General features: G+C 42.6%; 22 protein-coding genes and 1 pseudogene. 8 read left to right on the top strand and 15 right to left on the bottom strand.

The annotated features are described in order from the left end of the window. Nucleotides 1-23: 23 nt before the first annotated feature. The 8 genes from C8D94_RS00480 to C8D94_RS00445 form a co-directional block, all read right to left on the bottom strand. Entirely contained in the window at nucleotides 24-404 is a 381-nt protein-coding gene (locus tag C8D94_RS00480; RefSeq protein WP_115121953.1) for a hypothetical protein, read from the bottom strand. A 35-nt stretch (nucleotides 405-439) separates the two neighbouring features. Continuing rightward, on the bottom strand, nucleotides 440-1,888 hold the full coding sequence (sufB, locus tag C8D94_RS00475; RefSeq protein ID WP_115121952.1) for a Fe-S cluster assembly protein SufB: 1,449 nt from the start codon (nucleotides 1,886-1,888) through the stop codon (nucleotides 440-442). A gap of 101 nt (nucleotides 1,889-1,989) precedes the next feature. After that, on the bottom strand, nucleotides 1,990-2,319 hold the full coding sequence (locus C8D94_RS00470) for a HesB/IscA family protein (protein ID WP_115121951.1): 330 nt from the start codon (nucleotides 2,317-2,319) through the stop codon (nucleotides 1,990-1,992). A 148-nt stretch (nucleotides 2,320-2,467) separates the two neighbouring features. After that, nucleotides 2,468-3,541: a cytochrome-c peroxidase gene (locus tag C8D94_RS00465; protein ID WP_115121950.1), complete on the bottom strand. Its 1,074-nt coding sequence runs from the start codon at nucleotides 3,539-3,541 to the stop codon at nucleotides 2,468-2,470. Nucleotides 3,542-3,548: 7 nt separating this feature from the next. Beyond that, nucleotides 3,549-4,358 (bottom strand): MbnP family protein, encoded by an 810-nt coding sequence (locus C8D94_RS00460; protein ID WP_115121949.1) that lies wholly within the window; start codon nucleotides 4,356-4,358, stop codon nucleotides 3,549-3,551. A gap of 17 nt (nucleotides 4,359-4,375) precedes the next feature. Beyond that, the gene (locus C8D94_RS00455; protein WP_115121948.1) at nucleotides 4,376-5,752 is read right to left on the bottom strand and encodes a hypothetical protein; all 1,377 of its coding nucleotides are present in this window, start codon (nucleotides 5,750-5,752) and stop codon (nucleotides 4,376-4,378) included. 114 nt (nucleotides 5,753-5,866) lie between these two features. Further along, the gene (locus C8D94_RS15525; protein WP_147278474.1) at nucleotides 5,867-7,789 is read right to left on the bottom strand and encodes a choice-of-anchor B family protein; all 1,923 of its coding nucleotides are present in this window, start codon (nucleotides 7,787-7,789) and stop codon (nucleotides 5,867-5,869) included. Between the two features lie 138 nt (nucleotides 7,790-7,927). Next, a complete protein-coding gene (locus C8D94_RS00445; RefSeq protein ID WP_115122972.1) occupies nucleotides 7,928-9,187 on the bottom strand; it encodes a choice-of-anchor B family protein in 1,260 nt (419 codons plus the stop codon). Between the two features lie 115 nt (nucleotides 9,188-9,302). Here C8D94_RS00445 and thiL point away from each other — a divergent pair, with 115 nt between their 5' ends. Beyond that, nucleotides 9,303-10,364, top strand: a complete 1,062-nt coding sequence (gene thiL, locus C8D94_RS00440) for a thiamine-phosphate kinase (protein WP_115121946.1) — start codon at nucleotides 9,303-9,305, stop codon at nucleotides 10,362-10,364. Between the two features lie 5 nt (nucleotides 10,365-10,369). Here the strand turns inward: thiL and C8D94_RS00435 are convergent, their stop codons facing one another. From C8D94_RS00435 to C8D94_RS00425, 3 genes are all read right to left on the bottom strand, one after another. After that, nucleotides 10,370-10,561, bottom strand: a complete 192-nt coding sequence (locus tag C8D94_RS00435; RefSeq protein WP_115121945.1) for a hypothetical protein — start codon at nucleotides 10,559-10,561, stop codon at nucleotides 10,370-10,372. Between the two features lie 7 nt (nucleotides 10,562-10,568). Further along, entirely contained in the window at nucleotides 10,569-10,811 is a 243-nt protein-coding gene (locus C8D94_RS00430) for a hypothetical protein (RefSeq protein ID WP_115121944.1), read from the bottom strand. A gap of 62 nt (nucleotides 10,812-10,873) precedes the next feature. Continuing rightward, entirely contained in the window at nucleotides 10,874-11,662 is a 789-nt protein-coding gene (locus C8D94_RS00425; protein WP_115121943.1) for an alpha/beta fold hydrolase, read from the bottom strand. A gap of 41 nt (nucleotides 11,663-11,703) precedes the next feature. Here C8D94_RS00425 and brnQ point away from each other — a divergent pair, with 41 nt between their 5' ends. Beyond that, nucleotides 11,704-12,999: a branched-chain amino acid transport system II carrier protein gene (gene brnQ, locus C8D94_RS00420; protein ID WP_115121942.1), complete on the top strand. Its 1,296-nt coding sequence runs from the start codon at nucleotides 11,704-11,706 to the stop codon at nucleotides 12,997-12,999. A gap of 41 nt (nucleotides 13,000-13,040) precedes the next feature. On the opposite strand, the gene C8D94_RS00415 is transcribed toward brnQ, so the two are convergent. From C8D94_RS00415 to C8D94_RS00400, 4 genes are all read right to left on the bottom strand, one after another. Beyond that, a complete protein-coding gene (locus C8D94_RS00415; RefSeq protein WP_115121941.1) occupies nucleotides 13,041-13,556 on the bottom strand; it encodes a hypothetical protein in 516 nt (171 codons plus the stop codon). A 205-nt stretch (nucleotides 13,557-13,761) separates the two neighbouring features. Next, on the bottom strand, nucleotides 13,762-14,145 hold the full coding sequence (locus C8D94_RS00410) for a hypothetical protein (protein ID WP_115121940.1): 384 nt from the start codon (nucleotides 14,143-14,145) through the stop codon (nucleotides 13,762-13,764). Between the two features lie 178 nt (nucleotides 14,146-14,323). Further along, nucleotides 14,324-14,743, bottom strand: a complete 420-nt coding sequence (locus tag C8D94_RS00405) for a hypothetical protein (RefSeq protein ID WP_147278473.1) — start codon at nucleotides 14,741-14,743, stop codon at nucleotides 14,324-14,326. A gap of 67 nt (nucleotides 14,744-14,810) precedes the next feature. Next, the gene (locus tag C8D94_RS00400; protein WP_115121938.1) at nucleotides 14,811-16,103 is read right to left on the bottom strand and encodes an aminopeptidase P family protein; all 1,293 of its coding nucleotides are present in this window, start codon (nucleotides 16,101-16,103) and stop codon (nucleotides 14,811-14,813) included. A 203-nt stretch (nucleotides 16,104-16,306) separates the two neighbouring features. On the opposite strand from C8D94_RS00400, the gene C8D94_RS00395 reads away from it, so the two are divergent. The 6 genes and pseudogenes from C8D94_RS00395 to C8D94_RS00370 all read left to right on the top strand — a co-directional run bounded on the left by C8D94_RS00395 (nucleotide 16,307) and on the right by C8D94_RS00370 (nucleotide 24,496). Beyond that, the gene (locus C8D94_RS00395) at nucleotides 16,307-19,153 is read left to right on the top strand and encodes a WD40/YVTN/BNR-like repeat-containing protein (protein ID WP_115121937.1); all 2,847 of its coding nucleotides are present in this window, start codon (nucleotides 16,307-16,309) and stop codon (nucleotides 19,151-19,153) included. 71 nt (nucleotides 19,154-19,224) lie between these two features. Continuing rightward, nucleotides 19,225-20,355, top strand: a complete 1,131-nt coding sequence (locus C8D94_RS00390) for a T9SS type A sorting domain-containing protein (protein ID WP_115121936.1) — start codon at nucleotides 19,225-19,227, stop codon at nucleotides 20,353-20,355. 173 nt (nucleotides 20,356-20,528) lie between these two features. Then, nucleotides 20,529-21,221 carry a succinate dehydrogenase cytochrome b subunit gene (locus tag C8D94_RS00385; RefSeq protein ID WP_115121935.1) on the top strand — a complete coding sequence of 231 codons (693 nt, stop codon included), beginning with the start codon at nucleotides 20,529-20,531 and terminating at the stop codon, nucleotides 21,219-21,221. A 12-nt stretch (nucleotides 21,222-21,233) separates the two neighbouring features. Next, nucleotides 21,234-23,249 carry a fumarate reductase/succinate dehydrogenase flavoprotein subunit gene (locus C8D94_RS00380; RefSeq protein ID WP_115121934.1) on the top strand — a complete coding sequence of 672 codons (2,016 nt, stop codon included), beginning with the start codon at nucleotides 21,234-21,236 and terminating at the stop codon, nucleotides 23,247-23,249. 91 nt (nucleotides 23,250-23,340) lie between these two features. Then, a pseudogene (locus C8D94_RS00375) lies at nucleotides 23,341-23,682 on the top strand (four helix bundle protein); the annotation flags it as partial. A gap of 67 nt (nucleotides 23,683-23,749) precedes the next feature. Then, on the top strand, nucleotides 23,750-24,496 hold the full coding sequence (locus C8D94_RS00370) for a succinate dehydrogenase/fumarate reductase iron-sulfur subunit (RefSeq protein WP_115121933.1): 747 nt from the start codon (nucleotides 23,750-23,752) through the stop codon (nucleotides 24,494-24,496). Nucleotides 24,497-24,574: the final 78 nt, after the last annotated feature.

Raw genomic sequence — 24,574 nt, 5'->3', positions numbered from 1 at the left:
AAGGGGTATTTCAGTACGTTACTTTAGTTTGTCGTCTCTTTCTTGTCTTCAATTTTAATATCTGCTTCAGATGGGGTTTCGCTCACGCTTACTACCTGTGTAATGGTGAGGATCTCGTCCCAGCCCTCGGCACCTTGGGGTTTGTTTTTTAGGGAGCCTTTTACCACAACGGGTACCATATCAAAATCATCTTTCTTAATGGTGCCTACCCGTTCTTTAAGGTAGTTGGACATTTCGTCTATGGTTACTCCATAGATAAAATTGTCCCCCTTGAGCACTGCTCCGCCATCTACATAAATAAATTCTCCTTCGTACTGTGGGTCGTTACTCGTTCTTTCGCCTAGGTCTTCTTTACAGGCAAATACACTTGTTGTGATCACTAAGAGCAAAATCAGTTTTTTCATTTTTATACAGATTTATTTTTTGATTGTTTCGTTGTTTATCCTACGGAACCTTCCAAAGAGATTTCCAATAATTTTTGTGCTTCTACAGCGAATTCCATGGGGAGCTTATTAAGTACTTCCTTGCTGAACCCGTTTACGATGAGCGCTATGGCCTTTTCGGTATCGATACCGCGTTGGTTGCAGTAAAATATCTGATCCTCACCAATTTTGCTGGTAGTGGCCTCATGCTCTACCCTTGCCGATTTGTTCTTGGCTTCAATGTACGGGAAGGTATGGGCGCCGCAATCATTCCCCATTAGCAATGAATCGCACTGCGAAAAGTTGCGGGCATTTTCGGCCCGTGAATTTATCTGTACCAAACCACGGTAGCTGTTTTGTGATTTCCCAGCTGAAATTCCTTTGGAAATAATAGTGCTTCGGGTATTTTTCCCCAAATGGACCATCTTGGTGCCCGTATCTGCTTGCTGAAAATTGTTGGTAACGGCAATGGAATAGAACTCCCCTATGCTGTTATCTCCTTTTAGGATACAACTTGGGTATTTCCAGGTTACGGCACTTCCCGTTTCTACTTGGGTCCAAGAGATTTTCGCATTGGTCTCGCACAATCCTCTTTTGGTCACAAAATTGTAAACACCACCTTTTCCTTCTTTATTCCCGGGGAACCAGTTTTGTACGGTAGAGTATTTGATCTCTGCATCGTCAAGGGCGATAAGTTCTACCACCGCGGCATGCAACTGGTTTTCGTCACGGCTTGGTGCCGTACAACCTTCTAGATAACTTACGTAACTGCCTTCCTCCGCAATAACAAGGGTTCTTTCAAACTGTCCTGTTCCTGCTTGGTTTATACGGAAATAGGTTGAAAGCTCCATGGGGCAACGTACTCCTTTGGGGATATAGCAGAACGAACCGTCACTAAATACAGCACTGTTCAAGGCTGCATAAAAGTTATCGCGCTGCGGGACTACGGTTCCTATATATTTTTTTACCAATTCTGGGTGCTTCTTGATAGCTTCAGAAATGGAACAGAAAATGATTCCTTTTTCAGCAAGGGTATCTTTGAACGTAGTTGCTACGGAAACCGAGTCCATAACAATATCTACGGCTACTCCAGCGAGTTTTTTCTGCTCGTCCAGAGAAATCCCCAGTTTGTTGAAGGTTTCCAGCAATTCTGGATCTACTTCGTCCAGGCTTTCGTATTTCGGTTTTTTGTTGGGTGCAGAATAGTAAGAGATATTTTGGAAATCAGGCTTTTCGTAATGTACGTTGGCCCATTCTGGCTCTACCATTTCTTTCCAGTACCGAAAAGCCTCCAAGCGCCACTCTGTCATCCATTCGGGCTCCTCCTTTTTCTGCGAGATAGCACGAACTATATCCTCATTAAGACCCACGGGGAACGTATCAGACTCTATATCGGTATAAAATCCGTATTCGTACTCTTTGGTCTCGAGTTCTTTTTTTAAATCGTCTTCAGTGTATTTCGACATAATGTAATCTTTCTAAATTTTTGTTGAACGCAATTTGAACTTGGAGTTGAATCCATATGGTTTTCGATCGCGTCTGTACGTTGGTTCAAGGTGACTTTCAATTATAAAGAGAAAGACTCCCCACACCCGCAGGTCCTATTGGCATTTGGGTTGTTGAACACAAATCCCTTTCCGTTTAGGCCGCCGCTGTATTCCAGTGTAGTTCCTACCAAATACAAAAAGCTCTTTTTGTCCACGGCTATCTTGACAAGGTTGTCCTCGAATAGCTTGTCGTTCTCCCCGAGTTGTTTGTCAAAATTCAATTCGTACGAAAGTCCGGAACAACCACCACTCTTCACCCCCACGCGCACAAAGTCGCTGGTCACATTAAACCCTTCCTCACTCATTAGCTGTTCGAGCTTTGTCTTTGCGGTATCGCTAACTTTTATCATGGCTTAGAATTATTCTAAATTAGACTGCAAAGATACGTTAATTACAGCGTTTTACCATAGCAGGGATTTTAAATAATCTTATGCCGTTATAGGTATTGTTAATGGTAGTTGCTGAAAGTTTTTTAAGCTGGTTGCAGCACCTAAAAAACTATTGTCTAAAATCTGGATTGTTGATGAAAGAATCATCCGAAAGCGATAGCAGGAAAGCTTTAAGATCTGCCTTGTCCTCTTCAGAAAGTTGAACGCCTCCTTCGCTAATGGCTTTCATGAGCGGATCTATTGTTGGAGAAAAGACCAGTCCCTCACTATAGTGGTCTATTACCTCGTCCAAGGTGGCAAAACGCCCATCGTGCATATAGGGAGCGGTAAATTTTAAATTACGAAGCGAAGGTGTCCTGAAAAGTCCAAAATCCCTTGGGTCCCCGGTTATGTTCCCGAGGCCAAGATCGTCAAACTCCTCGTCTAGTCCATTGTTGTGAAATGCGTTGTCCGTCCATAGCGGATTTGCTGGTAGCCCGTGGCAATGGAAACAATCGCCTCGGCTCTCGTCCAAAAAGACATTGAGACCATTTTGCTCCTGTGGAGTTAATTCTATAAGTCCCAATTGGGCTTGATCGAACCTTGAGTTGGCCGTAACCAGAGTTCTTACAAACTGTGCCAATGCTTTGGTTACAAGGGTAGAGTCTATAATTTGTGTGCCGAAAGCCTCTTCAAAAAGTTGTGGGTATTCGTTTGAGTCCTGCAATGTGCTTTCTACATTGGCCCAAGTGTTTGCCATTTCAATGGGATTGACAACTGGCTCGAACATTTGCGATTCCAAGGAGTTGGCGCTGCCGTCCCAATTAAACTTTTCGTCGTAATTGAAGACTAGATTTTGTAGTGGCATAGAGTTCCTGAACCCTTCTTCTCCCGTAATTCCTATACTGAATTGACGATTGTCTGAAAATGCGGCTTGAGGGGCGTGGCAGGAGGCACAAGAGATGGAGCCGTCCGCAGAGAGGTTCCTGTCAAAAAATAATTTTTTTCCCAATGCGATACCTTCGGCCGTTTGGGGATTGTCCTCAGGGATAACCGGAGGTAGAATTTGGTCTTGAAAAATAGTGGGGACTTCAAGCGGTGCAGGGGTTGCCATATATTGTATCGCAGTATCATCACTGTCCTCACAGGATGTGAACAACAGCAGTGAAGTTACCAAACAACTTAAAATTCCAACCTTTTTCATTTGTGATTTATTCAATTAAGGAAGTTTCACGAGAAAAAACTCCATTGCTGCCATTTTGGTTCATAGCAATCTGGAGGTCGTACCTTGGCATCATTACCGAAGATTCTTCGTTGAGATCCCAAGTATTAGGGTTTTTGAACCATTCGGCTACGTTCATACCCACCGTGATATTGGTGTTATTTCCTATACTTATATCTCCTAGGTCCACTACAAATGAAGTGTCTTCAACAAGTTCCAATGTGGTCATATCTGGCGGTAAGGAACTGTGTTTGTTGGCTCTGATGGTATGGTATTGGAAAGTTTCGGTATCGCCTGTTGTGTTTTCAAAAGTTCCTTCCATACGCATGTAGTGGTAACCGCCACCAAGCATTTCTGGAACGGACCAAGTACCGTCTGCCGAGTTAAGATCTGCATAACCGCCTTCCTTATCGTTATCTTCGTCATTAAATCCAAAAGTGAAAGAAACATTGTACGTTCCCTCTGGGATTTGGATGTCTGGGGTAAAGTTTGCATTGTCCCCTGTGCGCGCGGTGATCAAATTGTAGTCTCCTGCACCATACTCAGTTCCGTCTTGGGCGGTGAACGTAATATCTGAGATTAAATAATTCAACTTAAATAATTTTAAGTCTACCCCGTTTGCTGTAGTATATGTTGTTGTTTCGTAATCTGCGTTCGTGATGTCATCTCCATCCCAGTTTTCAGTAAATGTAAAATCTACATTTACAGGGTCATCCTGGATTACGGGTGCGTCGTCATCACTGTTACAGGCAATAAATAAACCTACTGTGAAGCAAATAAGGGCAATTTTTTTTATCATTTTGTGTATGTTAGAAATTAATTTTCAAATTTAAATTTAGCGAGAAATGCGTCTTTCCCCCCTTTGTTCTGGGTAAAGTTTCCGTCGTTACTCTCGGTATTTCCTACAATATAAATTTCGCCAGTAGCATTGCTTGTAATACCCTCGGCAAAGTCTAACTGGCTGCCGCCAATACTCTCTTCAAACAACAGGGTGCCTTCTTCATCAATCACTACAAACCAACCGTCGTTAAGACCGTTGTTGGTGGTTACGTTTACATCGTTACTTCGTGACGAGGCTACTATTGCGTAGCGACCATTGGGAAGGGAGGCAACACCCCTTGCAGAGTCGAATTGAGTGCCACCATAGGTTTTTTCCCAAATAATCGAGCCGTTGCTGTCTATTTTTATGGCCCAGACATCTGCGTTCCCTATAAAGTTGCTAATGTCCGTATCGGCACTTCTAGTATCGCCTACAATGATGAAATTGCCATCGGTTGTTGTGGTCATACTGTATGCCAAGTCTATTTCAGTCCCTCCATAGTTCTTCTTCCAGTTTATGCTCCCGTTTGCTGAAATGTTCAAGATCCAGAAATCGTATTCTCCTTTATTGTTCGTAATATCCACATCACTGCTGTCTGACCAGCCCGTGATAATGTAATTACCGTTATCTGTTTCAACAAAATCGAAAGCGCTATCTGTAAAGCTACCTCCGTAATATCGGGCCCAGTTTATTTCTCCGGTTGGGTCTAGTTTAAGCACCCAATAATCCCCACCTGCGTGACTGGCCGATGCTCTGTTTATATTTCCTTGGCCGCCACTTGCGGTTACATCCAGCACGCCCAAGGCTAAATAGCCACCGTCCTTGGTCTGTTTTACATTGAAAGCCCTGTCGTTACCAGAGTAGCCAAAGGTTTTCTCCCATTGCAGTTCTCCTGTTGCAGAAAGCTTAATAATCCATAGATCGTTAAAACCTGCGTTGGTGCTCACGTCACCATCGTCACTTCGGGTGAACCCTGACACTATGTACCCACCATCACTTGTAGGTGAAATGCTGGTGCCTTCATCATCATCACTACCACCATACGTTTTGCTCCATTGTATGGCGCCGCTGCTGTTGGTCTTAACCACCCAGACATCCCTGTCATCTCCAGTTTTGTCCGTAACATCACCATTGGTGCTTTGTGTAGCACCTGCAAAGACATAGCCGCCATCGTTGGTTGGTACTATGGAAGCGGCAGAATCATTGTCAGACCCTCCTATATTGAGGACATACTCGAAACTACCAGAAAGAGCCGGGGGGTCTTCAACCTCCTCTTCCTGTTCTTCTTCTGGTGTGGTCGCATCGTCACTAGAACATGCGTGAAGCCCTGCCAAGAGTATACAAACTAGTATAAGAAGTGGTATTTTTTTCATAGCTGTTGGATTGTTTAGGTCATTTAATGTGTTTGCTAAAAATAAAACTGGCTGTATTAGGCACCTAAGAACCATCTACAATGCCAGTTTTATGTCGTATTATAGGCTGTATGCTTACTTTTTAATGATTTTCTTGGTAACCGTATTGTTAATGGTTACAAAATACACTCCTTTTGAGTAAGTTGAAACATCCAATGTAGCAGTAGTTATGGCTGCAGTTTCTTGTAAATAAACTGTTTTACCGGTAATATCCACTACTGAAATGGTATGCATATCACTATTCTTTGAAGTGATGTTCAATAAATCTGCTGTTGGGTTTGGAAACACATCCAGCCCAGCTTCCAAGGTGTTTTCGGCTACCGAAAGTGGTACTTCCACGGCCAATTGAAAACTACAAGAGCCTACGTTGGAAGAGTTATCCGTACTTTCAAAAACAATATTATAATTACCGGCTGTAAGTTGTGTGCCTGCAGGTGGATCCTGGGTAATGGTCAAACTTGTTGTACAATTGTCCGTTGCAGTAACTTCGCCCGCAGCAATGTAATCGGGCACAGTATAGAAGGTTTGTCCAGCGTCGTACATCACCTCTTCATCTGCCGGACAAGTGATTGCGGGAGCTAAATTATCTACAACTTCAACAGTGGCGGTACAGGTGTCTCTGTTCCCAAAGGCATCGTATACTTCAATTTCTACTGTTGTGGTGCCTATGTCTGTACAATCAAAAAACCTATCACAGGCCAAATATCCTGCAATTCCTACATCATCAGTGGAACCATTAGCAGCTTCTTGTGGGTTCAGTTCACCGTTTCCAGCTGCATCTAACTCTACTGTTGTGGTCACACAGCTTGCTACTGGTTTTGTGGTGTCTCCATTTTGTGCTTTCACCAGTAAGAAGCCTCTATTAATATCGCTTATTACTATGTTACCACTTTCAAAATAAGGGTATACACTCCAAGCACCACTAAAACTTGCATTGTCGTTATTGGGGTAGGAGTCGAAGAAACCTTCTTCGGTCATATTACCATTTTCAATATCAGATACATCCAATACACGCAATCCAGCCCTGTAGCTAGATAGGTAAAACTTCTCACCCTTTGTATAGCCGTTATGGTCTATTGCGGAAGAAGGCCCAGAATATTCAAAAGCCAATGAAGGATTGTCCAAGTCGTTAAAATCGAAAACCACGGTCCTTGTATTGAAACCAAGGTTAAGTTCGTCTGTTTCGTCTCCTAGGATGAAGAAGCGCTGGTCTTCGGTAAACCATCCTTGGTGGGTGTATCCAACATCTGAATATGAAATGCTGGAAATATTCACGGGGTTAGCTTTGTCTGTAATGTCGGCAATAATGACTTCATCCTCATTGCTTCCAATCAATATTTCCCTGCCATTATAATCTTGATCTGGACCACAGTAGGTTACAATCTGTGCATCGTGACTATAGGCGTCCATACTGTACCCGCCTTCCTCAACTGGATTAAGAGGGTCTTGAATATTTATAAAAATGGGGCCTCCGTTAAAAGGAGCTGCACCCACGGGATACGCATAGCCGGTATCTTCGTTAATAACAATGTTGTGTGCACTTCCAAAGCCATTGAAGTGGGCATCTTCAGTAAATGTGGTTGGTGGTGAAGGTACGTTTCTAAGTCTTGTAAGATCGAACACCTGCATTCCGTGTCCCCCAGCTTCGCTTACTATGAAAGCGTGATTGTTGTACACTTTTATATCTCTCCAAGTACTGTTTGAGGTGTGTGTGGGGAGCTTACCAAGGTATGTGGGATTTGTTGGGTTGGTGATATCTATAAAAACCGTTCCGTTGGATAGCCCCACAATGGCATACTCATCTCCATTGGTAGGGTCTGTCCATCCCCAAGAGTCGTTTCCAGCTCCAGCGTTAAGTACATTTAGATCGAATTGGGATTGCAAATCGTACCCATTACATGGATATGGTCCCGCATTTCCACCAGTACAGGGCGTTTGGGCTAGAAGTGCGATGGTAGATGTTAGGGAAAAAGCTAACGTAAGTAGTGTTTTTTTCATAAGTAGTGTTTCAAGTTTTATGAGTAAATGAGTATTGGTGAAACGAAATGTTTTTTTAAAAATTGCGCAATAGATTTTAAAAATCGCTAAAATTTTAGCAATTAAAAGGTGCATTACATCAAAAGATTTGCAAATATACTAAAACGTGGGCTTAACAAGATAGAAACCACTGTCAATATCGCTTATGATGATATGTCCGCTATCAAAATAAGGAAATACGCTCCAAGCACCGTTAAATGACGGGTTGTTGTTTTGTGTAAACGAATCGAAGGATCCCATTTCGGAAATAGAGCCATTCCCTATTCCTGAAACATCTATAATTCGCAAGCCAGCAGTATAGTTTGCAAGATAATACCTATCCCCATTTACGTACCCATTGTGGTCTATGGCAGCAGTAGGGCCATCGTACTCAAAATGAAGCATTGGATTGTCCAGATCTGTAAAATCGAAAACAATAGTTCTGGAGCCAAAGCCAAAATTAAGTTCATCCAGCTCGTCGCCCAACAAAAAATAGGATTGGTCTTCAGTAAACCATCCTTGGTGGGTGTAACCCACTTGGTCGTAGGAAATAGTGGATACGGGAACTGGATTGGCTTTGTCCGTGATATCAACAAGAACCACTTCATTCTCGTTGCTGCCTATAAGGATTTCCCTTCCCGTATACTCTGTGTCGGGACCGTTATAAGTGACCACTTGTGCGTCATGACTATAGGAGCCCATGGCATATCCGCCTGCTCCTTGTGGGTTTGTAGGATCGTTAATGTCTATAAAATGAGGGCCTCCATCAAATGTTTGTGTGCCCACTGCATACGCAAAGCCAGAGTCTTCATTGATAACAATATTGTGGGCGCTGCCAAAACCGGTGTATTCGGCATCCGTAGAAAAATTTTGTGGAGGATTTGTTACATCCCGCAACCTTGTAAGGTCGAACACTTGCATCCCGTGGCCCTGTGCTTCGCTCACAACAAATGCGTGGTCCTTAAAAACTTTTATATCCCTCCAAGAGCTGGCAGAGGTTTCTGTTTCCAGCTTTCCTAAATAAATAGGGGCCGATGGGTTAGAGATGTCTATAAAAGCGGTGCCATTATCCAGTCCCATAAGCGCATATTCCTTGCCGGTAATGGGGTCTGTCCATCCCCAGCTATCGTTGCCTTTTTCCGCGTCCAGTTCATCTAGGTCTATGTGATAAACAAGGTCAATGCCATTACAGGGAAAAATACCGCCGGCAAGTCCTGAGTCACAAGGGGCTGGAAATGTTAGAGGAGGGGGTGGGGGAGGTGGATCTTGAAGGGGGTCTTCCATTGGGTCTTCGGGAAGTGTAGCTATGGGGTTGTCATCGTCTTCGGAACATCCAATTAGGATAAAACTCGCCAGACAAAAGAGTACAATTTTTTTCATGGACGCTTGCTTTGTCTTCCCAAGATAGACAACCTTACTTGAAAATACAACAACAAGCGGTCGTGGTTTATAAATGAAGCCGTATTTTTGCAATTCCACTCACAAAGAAAGCACTATGTTTGAAAATAAAGACAATGCAACCACCCCAATTTCGGCTCTGGGAGAGTTTGGCCTCATAGACCATCTCACCAAGCATTTTAAAATTCAGCATACAACCACTGTAAAGGGAATTGGAGATGATGCTGCTGTTATTGCTGCTGAAAAGAACACGCAACTGGTGGTCACTACAGATATGTTGGTAGAAGGGGTACATTTTGATCTTTCGTACATGCCATTAAAGCATTTGGGCTACAAGGCTGTGATGGTAAACCTTTCTGACGTTTACGCAATGAATGCCACAGCAAAACAGATCACTGTTTCGGTAGCTATTTCCAATAGGTTTCCCGTTGAAGCTATGGAAGAACTGTACGCAGGGATACAAACTGCTGCCGAACTATATAAAATAGACGTTATTGGAGGCGACACTACTTCTTCAACTTCGGGGTTGATTATAAGCGTGACAGCCCTAGGCGAAGCAGAGGCCAAAAAAATAACCTATAGATCTGGTGCCAAGGAAAATGATTTGCTCGTGGTGACGGGCGATCTGGGTGCTGCTTATCTAGGATTACAGGTTTTGGAGCGAGAAAAAGAGGTTTTTAAAGTTAACCCCAATGCACAACCAGATCTTGAGAAGTACAGTTACTTGGTAGAGCGGCAATTGAAGCCCGAAGCAAGAAGAGACATCCCAGGCTTACTGGCAGAACTAGAGGTGCAACCCACAGCTATGATAGATATTAGCGACGGCCTTTCTAGTGAGATAATCCATATTTGTAAGAGCTCCATGGTGGGCTGTAACCTTTATGAAGATAAAATACCGTTAGATCCCCAGGTGATTTCAACCTGTGAGGAATTTAATATGGACAGTACCACTATAGCGTTGAGTGGTGGGGAGGATTATGAATTGCTCTTTACCGTTGCTACTGAAGATTTCCCAAAAATAAAAGGCAATCCACACTTATCTGTTATAGGCCATATAACCAAGGAAAATGAGGGAATGCATCTTATTACCCGTGCCAACACAAAAATTGAATTGATCGCTAGGGGCTGGAATGCACTAGAGGATGAAGCAGATGGCTAAAAGATCTAGCTTTTTATAAAAGTGGCAAAATACTTATTGTTCTCTTTCCAGTAACGGGTAAGTTTTACCAGTCTTCCATATCCATCGGTTGTGAACTGTTGCTTGCATTTGGCACACTCGTACTCTTTTACGTACAGCGCATTGTTTGTAAGCTCGTTAAGGTTGTGCCCGGTTATTTTACAGGAAAAGATTTTCATGGATAGCTTAAGCAGGAATTTTTTGGGTTTTCTTAATGTAGAATGAAGCTAATGCACTATTAGCTTTGCGTATCCTGGCAGTAAGAATCTCAACCGTGCCCTGCATATTGTCGGTTACTTCCTTGCCACAGTGGGCGCAGGTATATTCGTTGATATGGTTTGTTATTTTTCGGCTCACAATATAGTCATGGCCAAAGGTTGCGCATACAATGCTCAACAGTGAAAATGGAGAAGTGGGGAATTTTTCCATGGTTTTTAGGGTTTAGGTTTTTTTGTTTTGAAGTGATAAATGTAAATTAATTTTTTAAACAATTACGACGAAATGCAAATATTTTCGACGAAATGCAAAATTTTAACAATTTCCTGAAATTTTTCAAGATGGCTCATATGTCCACTCTCTAGCTCGAATAGCCTGCAATCACTGGTATTGGCAATGCTTTTGCATTCTTGGAAGGTCAATATGGGGTCTTCAGTACCACAAATCATAAATTTTGGGCTTGTAAAGCTTTTCAATACCTCTGTCCTGTCTTTTCGGTTTTTCATCCCTGCGATTGCTGCAGTGATCCCTTGTGCTGTCATTTGCAGTGCTTCAGTTTTTAGGGATTCAATTTCAGGCTGAAGTTTTTGGCGAGACACTTCGGTAAAAAGATTGGTTATGGCCATACTCACAAATGCCTCCTTTGCTTTAGGGACTAGCTTTAGGGCCCGTGCACGATTCAGTTTACGTTCCTCGCTATCTGCCGCAGGAGTGGAGTTGAGCAATACCAGTTTCTCAATCCTTTCTGGATGCGCCTCTGCCATGGCCATGGCCACGTAACCACCCATGGAGTGTCCTATTAAGGTTACTGTAGAAATTTGCAAATGGTCCAAGAGCGTAAAGACAACTTCGGCAAACAGCTCCATGGTGTGTTCTTCAGCAATAGCATCACTTGCTCCGTGGCCGGGAAAGTCTATGGTAATAATTTTTCTTTTGCTTACCAATGTTGGTACTATCTGCTCCCACATAGTGCTGCTTTCCAGGAAACCGTGCAATAATACTATAGTGGGGCCTGAACCTTGTGCGGTGTAATAAATGCTAGAATTGTTGTAGTGGAAAATCATTTTTATATCTTCGGAAGCTAATTATAGCAAAACTACACTTTTTGAATTCCGTTAAACAGACTTTCGTCATAGCCTTTGCTCTTTTCTCACTTTTCTTTGGAGCGGGAAATTTAATCTTGCCGCCGTTTTTGGGGTACAATGCTGGCGAGGATTGGTTGCTGGTTACCGTGGGCTTTGCCCTCTCGGCAGTGGTCATCCCCATTTTGGCAATTTATGGGCACGCACGCCTGCAGGGTACCATGTTGGATTTTGCAAATAAGGTATCGCCAGTGTTTGCGGTTGTTTATGCGGTGATCGTGTATGCAATCTCCATTAGTTTGCCCTCGCCACGTACTGCTTCGGTTACCTATGAAATGGCCATACAGCCCTATTTCGAAATTTCTTCCCTTTGGTTGAGTTCGGTCTATTTTGTAGTGGTGCTGGTCTTTGCCTTAAACCGAACGAAAATCCTCAGTCTCATCGGTAAATTCCTAACGCCATTGATTATAGCTATCCTCTTGTGCATTATTGGCATTGGCCTGTTTGCTGAAACGGAACCCATGCGCAACGCTGTTTTTGAAAACTCTTTTACCGGCGGAATTTTAGAGGGATACCAAACCTTCGATGCCATTGGGGGAGTGGTAGTAGGTGCGGTTATCGTAATCTCACTGGCGTTGCAAGGGAAATTCAATTATGGCGAAAAAAAGAAGATGATCGCCCGCTCCGGTCTGTTGGCAGGGATTGGGCTGTTTGTAATCTACGGCGGACTCATAGTCTTGGGCGCTACCTATAGCGATAGTTTGCAAATAGAAAATAGGACCGAATTGCTCACGCTACTTTCTACAAATACTTTGGGTAGTATTGGTACGGCATTTTTGGCTGTCTTGGTAGCTTTGGCGTGCTTTACAACGGCTGTGGGTATTGTGACGGGAACAGCCGATTTTGTAAAAAAACTGGCTGGAAACTCCCAACGTGCATATACTATAACTGCGGTGGTGGGTTGCATCATTGGTGTTGCCGTGGGCCAGTTTGATGTACATTATATTATAGACATTGCACTGCCGGCCTTGATGTTTATTTACCCTATTACCATAGTACTTATCTTGCTGAATGTGCTCCCCGAAAGGTTTGCGAGTAAACAGGTGTTTCGTAGTGTGGTCATAACCACTATTATTTTTAGTATTCCAGATTTTCTCCAGTTTTTTGTTGCTGAGGGTTCCCTGGACGGAATAAAAAACTACATCCCCCTTTCCGCCGAGAGTATGGGTTGGGTGTTACCGGCTTTGGTTGCCTTTGTTGGGTTTAATTTGTATTCATTAGTAGGTGGAAGGAAAGATGAGTTGAAGGGTCGTGGCTAGGAGGCTTTTAGTTTGTGCCATACACTTTACAAAAAGGGGTTTTAATCTTTATTAAACTCGGTATAGTAATAATCACGATTATTGCCATTGTAGACATCATTTGTATTTACTCTCCATCTCATTTTGTTTGAGTTGGGGAACAAGATCTCATCGGTAATGTATATTTGGGTTTCATTTTCTTGAGTGACGTTGTTGAAATAAGTACTCGTTAATTTATAAACACCCTCCGATAGTTTTTCCCATACTCCTTCTATAAATTCTGGATTAACTTCTGTTATCACACAATCTCCATTTCCATCAGGATTATAATTGTAGAAATCATAATTACTATTTATCTCAAAAATATATCGACTCTGTTGTTGGCACGATGAATAGTTATAGGTGTCAGAAGTGCCATCTTCATAAAAATTAACCTGTTTAATTGGTTTCCAGCTTCCAATAATCAGATCTGCTTCCATTTCCATCTCCATTTCATTTTCAGGAGTATTAGAGTCATCATTTTTAGAACAAGAAATTAACACTAAAATTGAGAGCAAAAAATAGAATGTTTTTTTCATTTATTTTTAAGTTTTTTGTCTGCAGGAGCTGTATCAGCTCCAACTAAAAACCTTAGACAGAAATTTAATTGCTTGTTGATCAGTTTTTCCTGAGCAGTGCCACTTCGTATTTATCCGTTAGTGCAATTTACAATTAATTGAGATTTAAATTGACTCGGAATTAGATATAAAATATACAGTTTTGGCTAACGTTGATTTGAATTAGTTAGTTTTTATCAAAAATTTGCATTTCAATGATTGTATCTAATTCAGATCGAATTAACCGAAGTTTTAATGAGCTTTTCTTTTTAAAAATTGAATCCCCTACCTCAATAAAATCAAACAGTCCACTTGTTTCAAAATCAAGAAGTAATATATCCTTTTCCTCACCATTCTGAATTATAACTGTTTGATAATTATGTTGCTTTGAATCAATAAATTTATTGGTGACTAATCCGCTATATGTATATTCTTTGTAGTATTCAGAAGCTTTCTTATTAGGACTCATTTCATAAACACTTGAAATAAATTTTGATAAGATTATCCATCCAATAATTAGAAAACTAATAATAGAAAAGGTGATAACCAAATTTATTTTCGTGAGTTTCAAGGACTAGATTTCTTCAACATTTGCTAACAAATTTGCATATGATACGGCTGGTCTTGAGTTCAAGCGTAATAATCAACCACTGGTTGCTGCCGCAACGTTTCTCTCCACTTGACTATTGTTTTGATAAGTTAGGGAATTTAATTAAAGCCAAATGTAATCCGCTGTATTATATGCGTTGTTACCTGCTGGCTTTCTTATGTTTATCAGTTTCTCTATTTTTTATATATTTTCCAAATCTAATGATGAGTAAAAATAGCGCAATTGTTGCTGAGAACCAAGCTGTGTTATAAACGCCATCGTAAAACCCGTCAATTGGAATTAAGCCCGAAAAGGTAGCTCCTAAAACTATGCAAACTAAAAATATTCGAATTATGATTTTAATCCAAGTAGGTTTAGTCGTCATTTCGTAAAAACCAATCAATATGACAAATATGGAAAGAGTGCCATATGTTCTGCTAGGTGAAATAAGTCCTATTAGTTCAGGGTTTTGCTTTTCCATTTCTTCTACCCATTCTAAATATTGCAAATGACCTATTAGCAACAAAATCAATTGAATGACTATTATAGTTATAGAAAGATAAGGACTGTAGAACTTCAATGTTTAATAATATTTATTGCTTGCAGGTAACTCATTATATAATATATTTTATAGTCATTATCCCGTTTTAGGAATTCATTATATCCTCAATCTCCTCAGCTTCAATCGGGATGTTTTGCATCAAGTTAAAAGGAGACCCACTTTCCTGTATCACTACATCGTCCTCAAGGCGTATCCCAAAGCCTTCTTCTGGGATATAGATGCCGGGTTCTACGGTAAACACCATATCGGCCGTCATGGGCTCCCATAAAATTCCGTAGTCGTGGGTGTCCAACCCTATGTGGTGGCTGGTGCCGTGCATAAAGTATTTTTTATAGGCGGGCCAATCTGGGTCTTCGTTCTGTACGTCGGCTTTGTCCAGTAGCCCGAGCCCCATCAATTCACTGGTCATTAGTTTGCCCACTTCTACGTGGTATTCCTTCCACAAGGTTCCTGGAACCAGCATATTGGTAGCATCGTTCTTTACACGGTTTACGGCGTCGTACACCTCGCGTTGGCGCTTGGTGAATTTACCCGAAACGGGAATGGTACGGCTCATATCGCTGCTATAGTTTGCGTATTCGGCACCTACGTCCATAAGAATGAGGTCGCCCTCCTTGCACTGCTGGTTGTTCTCAATGTAATGTAGCACGTTTGCGTTGTTGCCACTGGCAATTATGGGCGTGTAGGCAAAGCCTCTCGAACGATTTCTAAGGAACTCGTGCATATATTCGGCTTCAATCTCAAACTCCCAAACACCGGGCTTTACAAAATCCAGTACACGGCGAAAGCCTTTTTCGGTAATATCGCAGGCCTGTTGCATGAGGTCCAGTTCAATTTGGTCTTTAACCGATCGCAATCGCTGCAGGATAGGATTGCTCTTTGCCCAATTATGTGCGGGGAATTTATTTTTTACGGTCTTTATAAAACGGGCCTCCCGGGTTTCGGTCTCCACATTGGCGCGGTAATGCTCGTTGGTGTTAAAATATACCGTGTCGCATTGGGTCATTACTTCGTAAAAAACCTTGTCGAACTCTTTTAGCCAATACACGGTCTTGATGCCGCTGGTCTCAAACGCCTTTTCCTTGGTGAGCTTTTCGCCTTCCCAAACGGCAATGTGCTCGTTGGTCTCTTTCAGGAACAGTATTTCACGGTGTTTCTCTTCAGGCGCATCCGGGAACAATACCAAGATACTCTCTTCTTGGTCCACACCGCTGAGGTATAAAATATCACGCGCCTGTTGGAACGGCATGGTGCTATCTGCACCAATGGGGTAGATATCGTTGGAATTAAAAACGGCCAGGCTGGAAGGTTTCATCTGCGCCATAAAGTTTTTGCGGTTCTTGATGTAAAGGTCTGAAGAGATTGGGTGATATTTCATATTGTATATATTTTCCGCCGGAGCGAAACTATTTTTAGTATTTATTGCTTCAAAATTACTGAAAATATAGTGGAAAGGCGACCAGTGTTTTGAAAAGGTTGGTTTTAAACCGATAGTGCCCTTTTCAACGTGTCACCATCCATGAAGAAGTTGTATAGGATATTTTTTTCCGTAACTTGCTTTCCCTATTCAAAACACCACTAATGAAACAGTTTCTTTCTACTTTATCCATACTTCTTTTCTTCGGAAACATATTGGCCCAACAACCTGCAACCACCGCCCAACAGGTGGAGAGTGGATTGCAGCAAAAAGCACAACTTGCCGAAAATTCCATCGTTAAAAACCTACCGTTCAAAAATATTGGTCCCACCATCATGAGTGGCCGTGTGGTAGATTTTGCCGTGAACCCGGAGAATCCTACCGAGTTTTACGTGGGTTATGCTTCAGGAGGCGTTTGGCACACCAAAAATAATGGGACCACCTTTGAGCCTATCCTCGATAGCAGCCCAACACAAAATGTGGGGAGCCTTGCCGTGGATTGGGAAACCCGAACCATTTGGGTGGGGACTGGCGAAGTGAACGCTTCCCGCTCCAGTTATGCAGGTATCGGCTTGCTGAAATCCAGCGATAACGGAAAAACTTGGCAAAACATGGGGCTGAAGGACAGTCACCATATTTCAAAAATTATTATCAATCCTGCCAATGCTGATGAAGTGGTGGTAGCTGCCGTGGGACATCTGTATTCAAAAAACGACGAGCGTGGCGTATTCAAGACCTTCGATGGTGGAAAAACATGGAACAAGACCCTGTTTGTGAATAACCAAAGCGGAATTATTGAGATGGATGCACACCCTACCAATTTCAATATAATGTATGCCTCCTCTTGGGATAAGGATCGAAAGGCCTGGAATTTCCGCGGAAGTGGCGAGGGAAGCTCCATTTATAAAAGTACCGATGGAGGTAGCTCGTGGACCAAGGTTTCGGGTGCTGGAAGTGGTTTTCCTACGGGCGAAGGTGTGGGTAGGATTGGTCTTGCGGTGTTTGACGAGAATACAGTATATGCCATTCACGATAACCAATTCCGAAGAGACGAAAGCCCCGTGGCCAAAAAAGGGGATGGGCTTACCAAGGAACAATTCAAGACCATGACGTCCTCGCAATTTTTACAATTAGAGGACGAAAAACTGAACGCCTACCTCAAGGAAAATGGATTCCAGGAAAAATACAGGGCCGATAACGTAAAGAATATGGTGCGTGGCGGCACTGTACGACCAGCCGATCTGGCCAAATATCTAGAAGATGCCAACACCATGCTGTTCGACACCCCGGTGATTGGTGCTGAGGTATATAAGAGTACCAATGGTGGAAAGACCTGGAAGAAAACCCACGATGGGTTTTTGGATGGGCTGTACTATAGTTACGGCTATTACTTCGGGAAAATACATGTGGATCCCAATAATGAAGACGGAATCTATATATACGGAGTCCCAATCTTAAAGAGTAAGGACGGCGGGAAGACATTCAAGAGTATTTCGGCCCCTAATGTGCATGCCGACCATCATGCGCTGTGGATAAACCCCAATATGCCCGGTCACTTGATCGACGGAAACGATGGAGGCGTTAACATTTCCTACGACGATGGGGAAAACTGGATAAAGAACAACGCTCCTTCAGTGGGGCAGTTTTATGCTATACAGGTAGATAACGAAGAGCCTTACCATGTATACGGGGGCTTACAGGACAATGGTGTTTGGGTAGGTGCCCATACCTACGAGCCAAGCCCCGGATGGCGACAGAATGGAAAGTACCCTTACGAGTTCATTATGGGAGGCGATGGGATGCAGATTCAGGTGGATAGTCGAAACAGTGATATTGTGTATACCGGGTTTCAGTTTGGAAACTATTTCAGGCTCAATCGTGAAACGGGGGAGCAAACCTACATCCAGCCCAAGCACGAGCTAGGGGAAAACCCTTACCGTTTCAATTGGCAAACGCCTATTTTGTTGAGTCCGCACAATCAAGATATCCTCTATCTGGGCGGAAACAAATTGATGCGCTCCATGAATCAGGGGAACGACTGGACCGCCATTTCGCCAGACTTGACCAACGGTGGAAAAAAAGGAAACGTGGCCTACGGAACCATTACCAGTATTGCTGAAAGTCCGTTCCAGTTTGGCCTGCTATACACCGGAAGCGATGACGGATTAGTATATGCTTCCAAGAACGGAGGTGGCGATTGGCAACAGATCTCAGCAACCTTCCCTAAAGATTTGTGGGTAAGCCGTGTGGTGGCTTCAGAACATAAAAAGGAACGGGTATATGTCACCCTGAATGGGTACCGCTGGGACGATTTTAAACCTTATGTATATATAAGCGACAATTTTGGGGTCACTTGGAGGGACATTTCCAACAACCTTCCCTCCTCTCCAGTAAATGTAATTCGGGAAGATCCCGAGAATGAGAACATCCTCTATTTGGGTACCGACAATGGAGCCTACGTCTCTTTCAATCAAGGAGAAAGCTGGGAGATTTTTGCCGAAGGCCTTCCCAATGTAGCGGTGCACGACTTGGTGGTACAGGAGCGTGAAAAGGATTTGGTGGTTGGGACACACGGCCGTTCCATATATGTAGCGGATGTTGGGTTGTTGCAACAACTTTCTTCTGAAAAGATGAATGCTTTGGTTCTTGCTGAAATCCCACCTCTACGAGCTTCGAGACGATGGGGGAGTACGGGTTTCAATCAATTTGGCGATTTTTATGAACCATCGGTACTGCTTCAGGTGTATGCTCCTTCGAGCGGTACTGCTGAAGTTTCAATCAAAGCCGAAGATGGTACCGAAATACATTCCTTTAACTCCGAAGTTGAAAAAGGAGTCAACATTGTAGAATATGATGTAAGTGTTTCGGAAAAGGGAAAGAAAACAATGGAGAAAAAAAATATAGCACTAAAGGAAGCAGATAATGGGAAGTTCTACTTGCCAAAAGGCAACTATTCTGTACAGGTTTCTTTGGGTAATTTACAGATTTCTGAAATGTTGGAGATTAAATAATTACAATGGAAATCTTAGAAAGTTTAAGAAATTAACGCTATATTAGTAGTAATTAATCTAAATCTTAAAAAATGATGAAAAAACTACATTTAATTGCACTTGCAGCACTATTTACTGCATTTGCATCTCAGGCTCAACTTGCTGAACAGGGCCCAGCAGACGGTGTGGCTCCTGGCCCCCAGGTTGAAAATTCCAATGCGCTATTTGACGTAGAATTTATCTACGATGTTGGTGTAACTGGATCTATTGGAGCACAGTCGCAAGCAGGTGTTATCTTCTTTAATGACCAATATTGGGTGTCTACTTGGAATGCAGACACGATTCACATATTGGACGAATTTGGAGGTTTCGTTGAGACATTTACAATACCTGGCGTTTCTGGTACACGAGGTTTTACTACCGATGGTACTAGACTTTGGATAGGTGCGGCAACTCTTGAGATTTTTGAAATCGATCCAGTAGCAAGAACCGTAATAAATACAATTAACGTAACTACAACTTCCGATGCTACTGCAAGAATGGCGGCTTACGATCCAAATCTTGATGGTGGAAACGGAGGCTTCTGGATTGGGAGCTTTAGTAGTGATATAGCTAGTGTAGATATGGATGGTAATGAATTGTCCGTTGTAACACAGGCTGAACACGGGCAAAACCTATATGGTGGTGTGGTTGATGTATTATCGCCAGGTGGACCATATCTTTGGGTGCACCATTTGCCTGGTGCTGTTGGTGATCCTGACAGAGACCAAATCGTGCAACTGTCTTTGCCAGATGCATTGCCTACGGGTGTTGTTTACGACTTTTTCGATGATGCCCCAGCAGGCACTACCGAAGTTGTTGGAGGCGGTATAGCTATATCTCCTGCAGGTGAAGCTACTGCTGATGCAGTTCTAATTGGCCTGTGCCAGTGCAGTCCTTCAAACCTTATCTTTGGTATTGAGCTAATAGGATCTCTTGGAGTTGACGAAAACCAATCCCAAAACTTCACCATGGCGCCTAACCCAGCTTCTGGAAATACGGTAGCCATAACCTCAAAATTAGAGGGAGCAATGAATGTTGAGGTGTTTGATGTTACTGGTAAAAAAGTAATACAGACCAATGTAGATAGAGACTTGGATATTTCAAGCCTGTCTGCTGGGGTATATATGGTAAGGATCAACCAGAATGAGGTTTCCGTAACCAAAAAGCTTATAGTGAACTAACGTTTGTTGGTATACTAATTTACAAGGCCCAGTATATCTATACTGGGCTTTTTACTTTTAAAAATGATATTTTGCTATAATAGTTCTAAATTGGCATAAAACGCCACGCAATGTTTGTCCAAAAGCAATTTGAGCCGTATTTTTGTGTATTCAAATTTTGAAACACAACCATAATGGGAATACTATCCTCTTCCATAGCCCGTAAAGTCGCTATGGCACTTTCTGGCTTGTTCTTAGTTTTCTTTTTAGGACAACATTTTACCATCAACGTAACCTCTGTGATTAGCCCAGATACCTTTAACGAATGGTCCCACTTCATGGGAACCAATCTTTTGGTTCAGGCAGTATTACAGCCTATTTTGATTTTTGGAGTGATTTTTCACTTTGTAATGGGCTTTATCCTAGAAATTAGAAATCGAAACGCCCGGGCCATTAAATATAAATCATATAAAGGGAACACAAATTCTACTTGGGCTTCAAGGAACATGATCATCTCTGGTCTGGTAATACTAGCATTTCTAGGATTGCACTTTTACGACTTTTGGGCCCCAGAGATGAATATAAAATATTTCAAGGGCGATATGAGTGGCCTGCTGGATCCGGATGATGTAAACAGTGGTTTCAGATATTATGAAGAATTGGTCCATAAGTTTGAAAGCCCTATTAGAGTTGGAATTTATTGTTTGGCATTCATCCTGCTGGCTGTTCACCTTTGGCACGGCTTCGCCTCCTCCTTCCAGAGTGTTGGGTTCAACAATAAATATTCAAAAGCATTGAAGGGGTTTACGAAATTTTATGCTGTGGCAATCCCGTTAGGGTTCATTTTTATTGCCCTGTACCTTCATTTTAATCAACTCCCTCACTAAAACTGTTCAGCTATGTCAATATTAGATGCCAAAATACCCGAAGGCCCCTTAGCCGAAAAGTGGACCAACCATAAAAACACCATCAACCTTGTTAACCCTGCCAACAAGCGTAATATAGACGTGATCGTGATTGGTACAGGACTCGCAGGAGGAAGTGCTGCTGCTACCTTGGCAGAGCTGGGGTACAACGTAAAAACATTCTGCTATCAAGATTCACCTCGCCGTGCGCACTCTATTGCAGCCCAGGGAGGAATTAATGCGGCAAAAAACTATCAAGGAGATGGCGATAGTAATTACCGCCTTTTCTACGATACCGTAAAAGGTGGCGATTACCGAAGCCGTGAAGCAAACGTATACCGCCTTGCCGAAGTTTCAGCAAATATTATAGACCAATGCGTAGCACAAGGGGTTCCCTTTGCCCGTGAATACGGTGGGTTGTTGGACAACCGTTCTTTTGGAGGAGTGCTGGTTTCAAGAACTTTTTATGCCAAAGGGCAAACAGGGCAGCAGTTGCTTTTGGGAGCGTATTCGGCCATGAACCGCCAGATAAACCGTGGTAAGATCCAGCCATTCAACCGTCACGAAATGCTGGATATCGTAAAAGTCGACGGAAAGGCACGTGGTATTATTGCACGTGATTTGGTAACCGGAGAGATCCAGCGACACTCAGCCCACGCAGTAGTTTTGGCAAGTGGTGGCTACGGAAACGTGTTCTACCTTTCAACAAACGCTATGGGAAGTAATGTGACGGCGGCTTGGAAAGCACACCGCAGAGGTGCCTTTTTTGCTAATCCTTGTTATACGCAAATCCACCCTACGTGCATCCCAGTTTCGGGCGATCACCAGTCTAAGTTAACGTTGATGTCCGAAAGTTTGCGTAACGACGGCCGCATTTGGGTACCCAAGAAAAAAGAAGATGCCGAAGCAATTCGAGCCGGAAAACTGAAGCCTACCGATCTTAATGAACAGGATAGAGATTACTATCTGGAGCGCCGTTATCCAGCCTTTGGAAACCTCGTGCCGCGTGACGTGGCTTCGCGAGCAGCAAAGGAACGTTGCGATGCCGGTTTTGGAGTGAACAAAACAGGAGAGGCCGTATATCTCGATTTTGCAAGCGCTATAAAAAGATATGGAAAAGAAGAGGCGTTGGTACAAGGAAATAAAAACCCAACCGATGCTGAAATATATGAACTAGGAGCCAAGGTGGTAGAGAACAAATACGGAAACCTCTTCCAGATGTACGAGAAAATCGTAGATCAAAACCCTTATAAAACCCCAATGATGATCTATCCCGCGGTACATTACACTATGGGAGGAATTTGGGTAGATTATAATCTTATGACCACTGTTGAGGGATTATATGCCACCGGAGAAGCAAACTTCAGCGACCACGGTGCCAACCGTCTTGGTGCAAGTGCACTTATGCAAGGACTGGCAGATGGATATTTTGTACTGCCGTACACTATAGGGGATTACTTGAGCAACGATATTAGAACTGGCAAAATCCCAACCGATACTCCAGAATTCGATGCCGTTGAAAAAGATGTAAAGGACAGGATACATAAACTGATGAGCGGGTCTGGGGAGCATTCGGTAGATTATTATCACAAAAAATTAGGAAAGATCATGTGGAATAAGTGCGGGATGTCCCGTAACGCCAAAGATCTGGAAAGCGCTATTACTGAAATTGCTGAACTACGTAAAGAATTTTGGAGCAACGTGAAAGTACCCGGGACAGCAGATGGGATGAATCCAGAATTAGAAAAAGCAGGTCGTGTGGCAGATTTCTTGGAACTTGGAGAGCTTTTCGCAAAAGATGCTCTGCACCGTAACGAAAGTGCTGGAGGCCATTACCGCGTAGAAAGTGTGGAGACCAGCGGCGAACAAAAAGGAGAAGCCCTGCGAGACGATGAAAACTTTAAGTACGTAGCCGCTTGGGAATACAAAGGAGAGCCAAAGGATGCCGTATTGCATAAAGAGAATTTGATTTTTAAGAATATTGAATTGAAGACGAGGAGTTATAAGTAACTAAGAAATTGAATAATAAAGTTGACTGAGTTACTGGGTTGTTAAGTAATAGTGAGCAAATGGCAAGTTTGAAAGTTTTGAAGAGTTAGCTTGCTGGAAAGAAGCAAGAAATCTTCGAAATTTTGTTAAGGAGAATGTGGTTCCAAAATTTCCGAAAGATGAAAGGTTCAGTTTGACATCTCAAATTATACGTTCATCACGTTCGGTAGGAAACAATATAGCTGAAGGTTTTGGAAGATATCATTTTCAAGAGAACATTCAGTTTTGTAGAATAGCAAGAGGATCTCTTGCCCAAACGTTAGACCACGCAATAATTGCATTAGATGAAGCATATATCTCGCAAGAGACTTTAAATGAACTACATAGGACGCACGATAAAACTTTAAAAATATTAAATGGATACATCAAGCACCTACAAAAAAGTAAACGTTAATACTATTGAATAACCAACAACCCAATAGCCCAGAAACCGAGTAACCCAACAACACAATACCCACATTATGAAACTCACACTTAAAATATGGCGCCAAGCCAACGCACAAGCCAAAGGACAAATGGTGACCTATCCCATTGATGGAATTGAAGGTGACATGTCTTTCTTGGAAATGTTGGACGTGTTAAATGAAGACTTGATCAATAAAGGAGAAGAACCCGTTGTTTTTGACCATGATTGCCGTGAGGGAATTTGTGGAAGCTGCTCCTTGCAAATCAATGGCGAACCCCACGGTCCAGATAGGCTGGTTACTACCTGCCAGTTGCATATGCGCATGTTTAACGATGGTGACGAAATAGTGATCGAGCCCTTTAGAGCCAAAGCATTTCCCGTTATTAAGGATTTGATGGTAGATAGAAGCTCATTCGATAGAATACAACAAGCAGGTGGTTACATATCAGTAAATACCTCTGGAAATACCATAGACGCAAATGCCATCCCAGTAGAAAAAGAAGATGCAGACGATTCTTTCTACGCAGCGACCTGTATTGGCTGCGGAGCGTGTGTAGCAGCTTGTAAAAACGCAAGTGCGATGTTGTTTACATCGGCTAAGATTTCGCAATATGCACTCTTGCCACAAGGACAGGTAGAAGCTACCACGAGGGTACTCAATATGGTAGAGCAAATGGACAAGGAGGGCTTCGGAAACTGCACCAACACGGGAGCCTGCGAAATAGAATGTCCTAAAGGTATTTCCCTTGAAAATATTGCCCGTATGAACCGCGAGTATCTTTCAGCAAGTTTGGAGGGATAAGCAATTCAAATTAAAATTTATAAAAATCCCAAATCTTTTTAGGTTTGGGATTTTTTTGTTTTGGAAACTTCCCATTCC

Source organism: Marinirhabdus gelatinilytica, assembly GCF_003353425.1.
GTDB classification, from domain to species: domain Bacteria; phylum Bacteroidota; class Bacteroidia; order Flavobacteriales; family Flavobacteriaceae; genus Marinirhabdus; species Marinirhabdus gelatinilytica.
The sequence above is the reverse complement of the archived record's forward strand: the minus strand, read 5'-3'. Positions and strand labels throughout refer to the sequence as shown.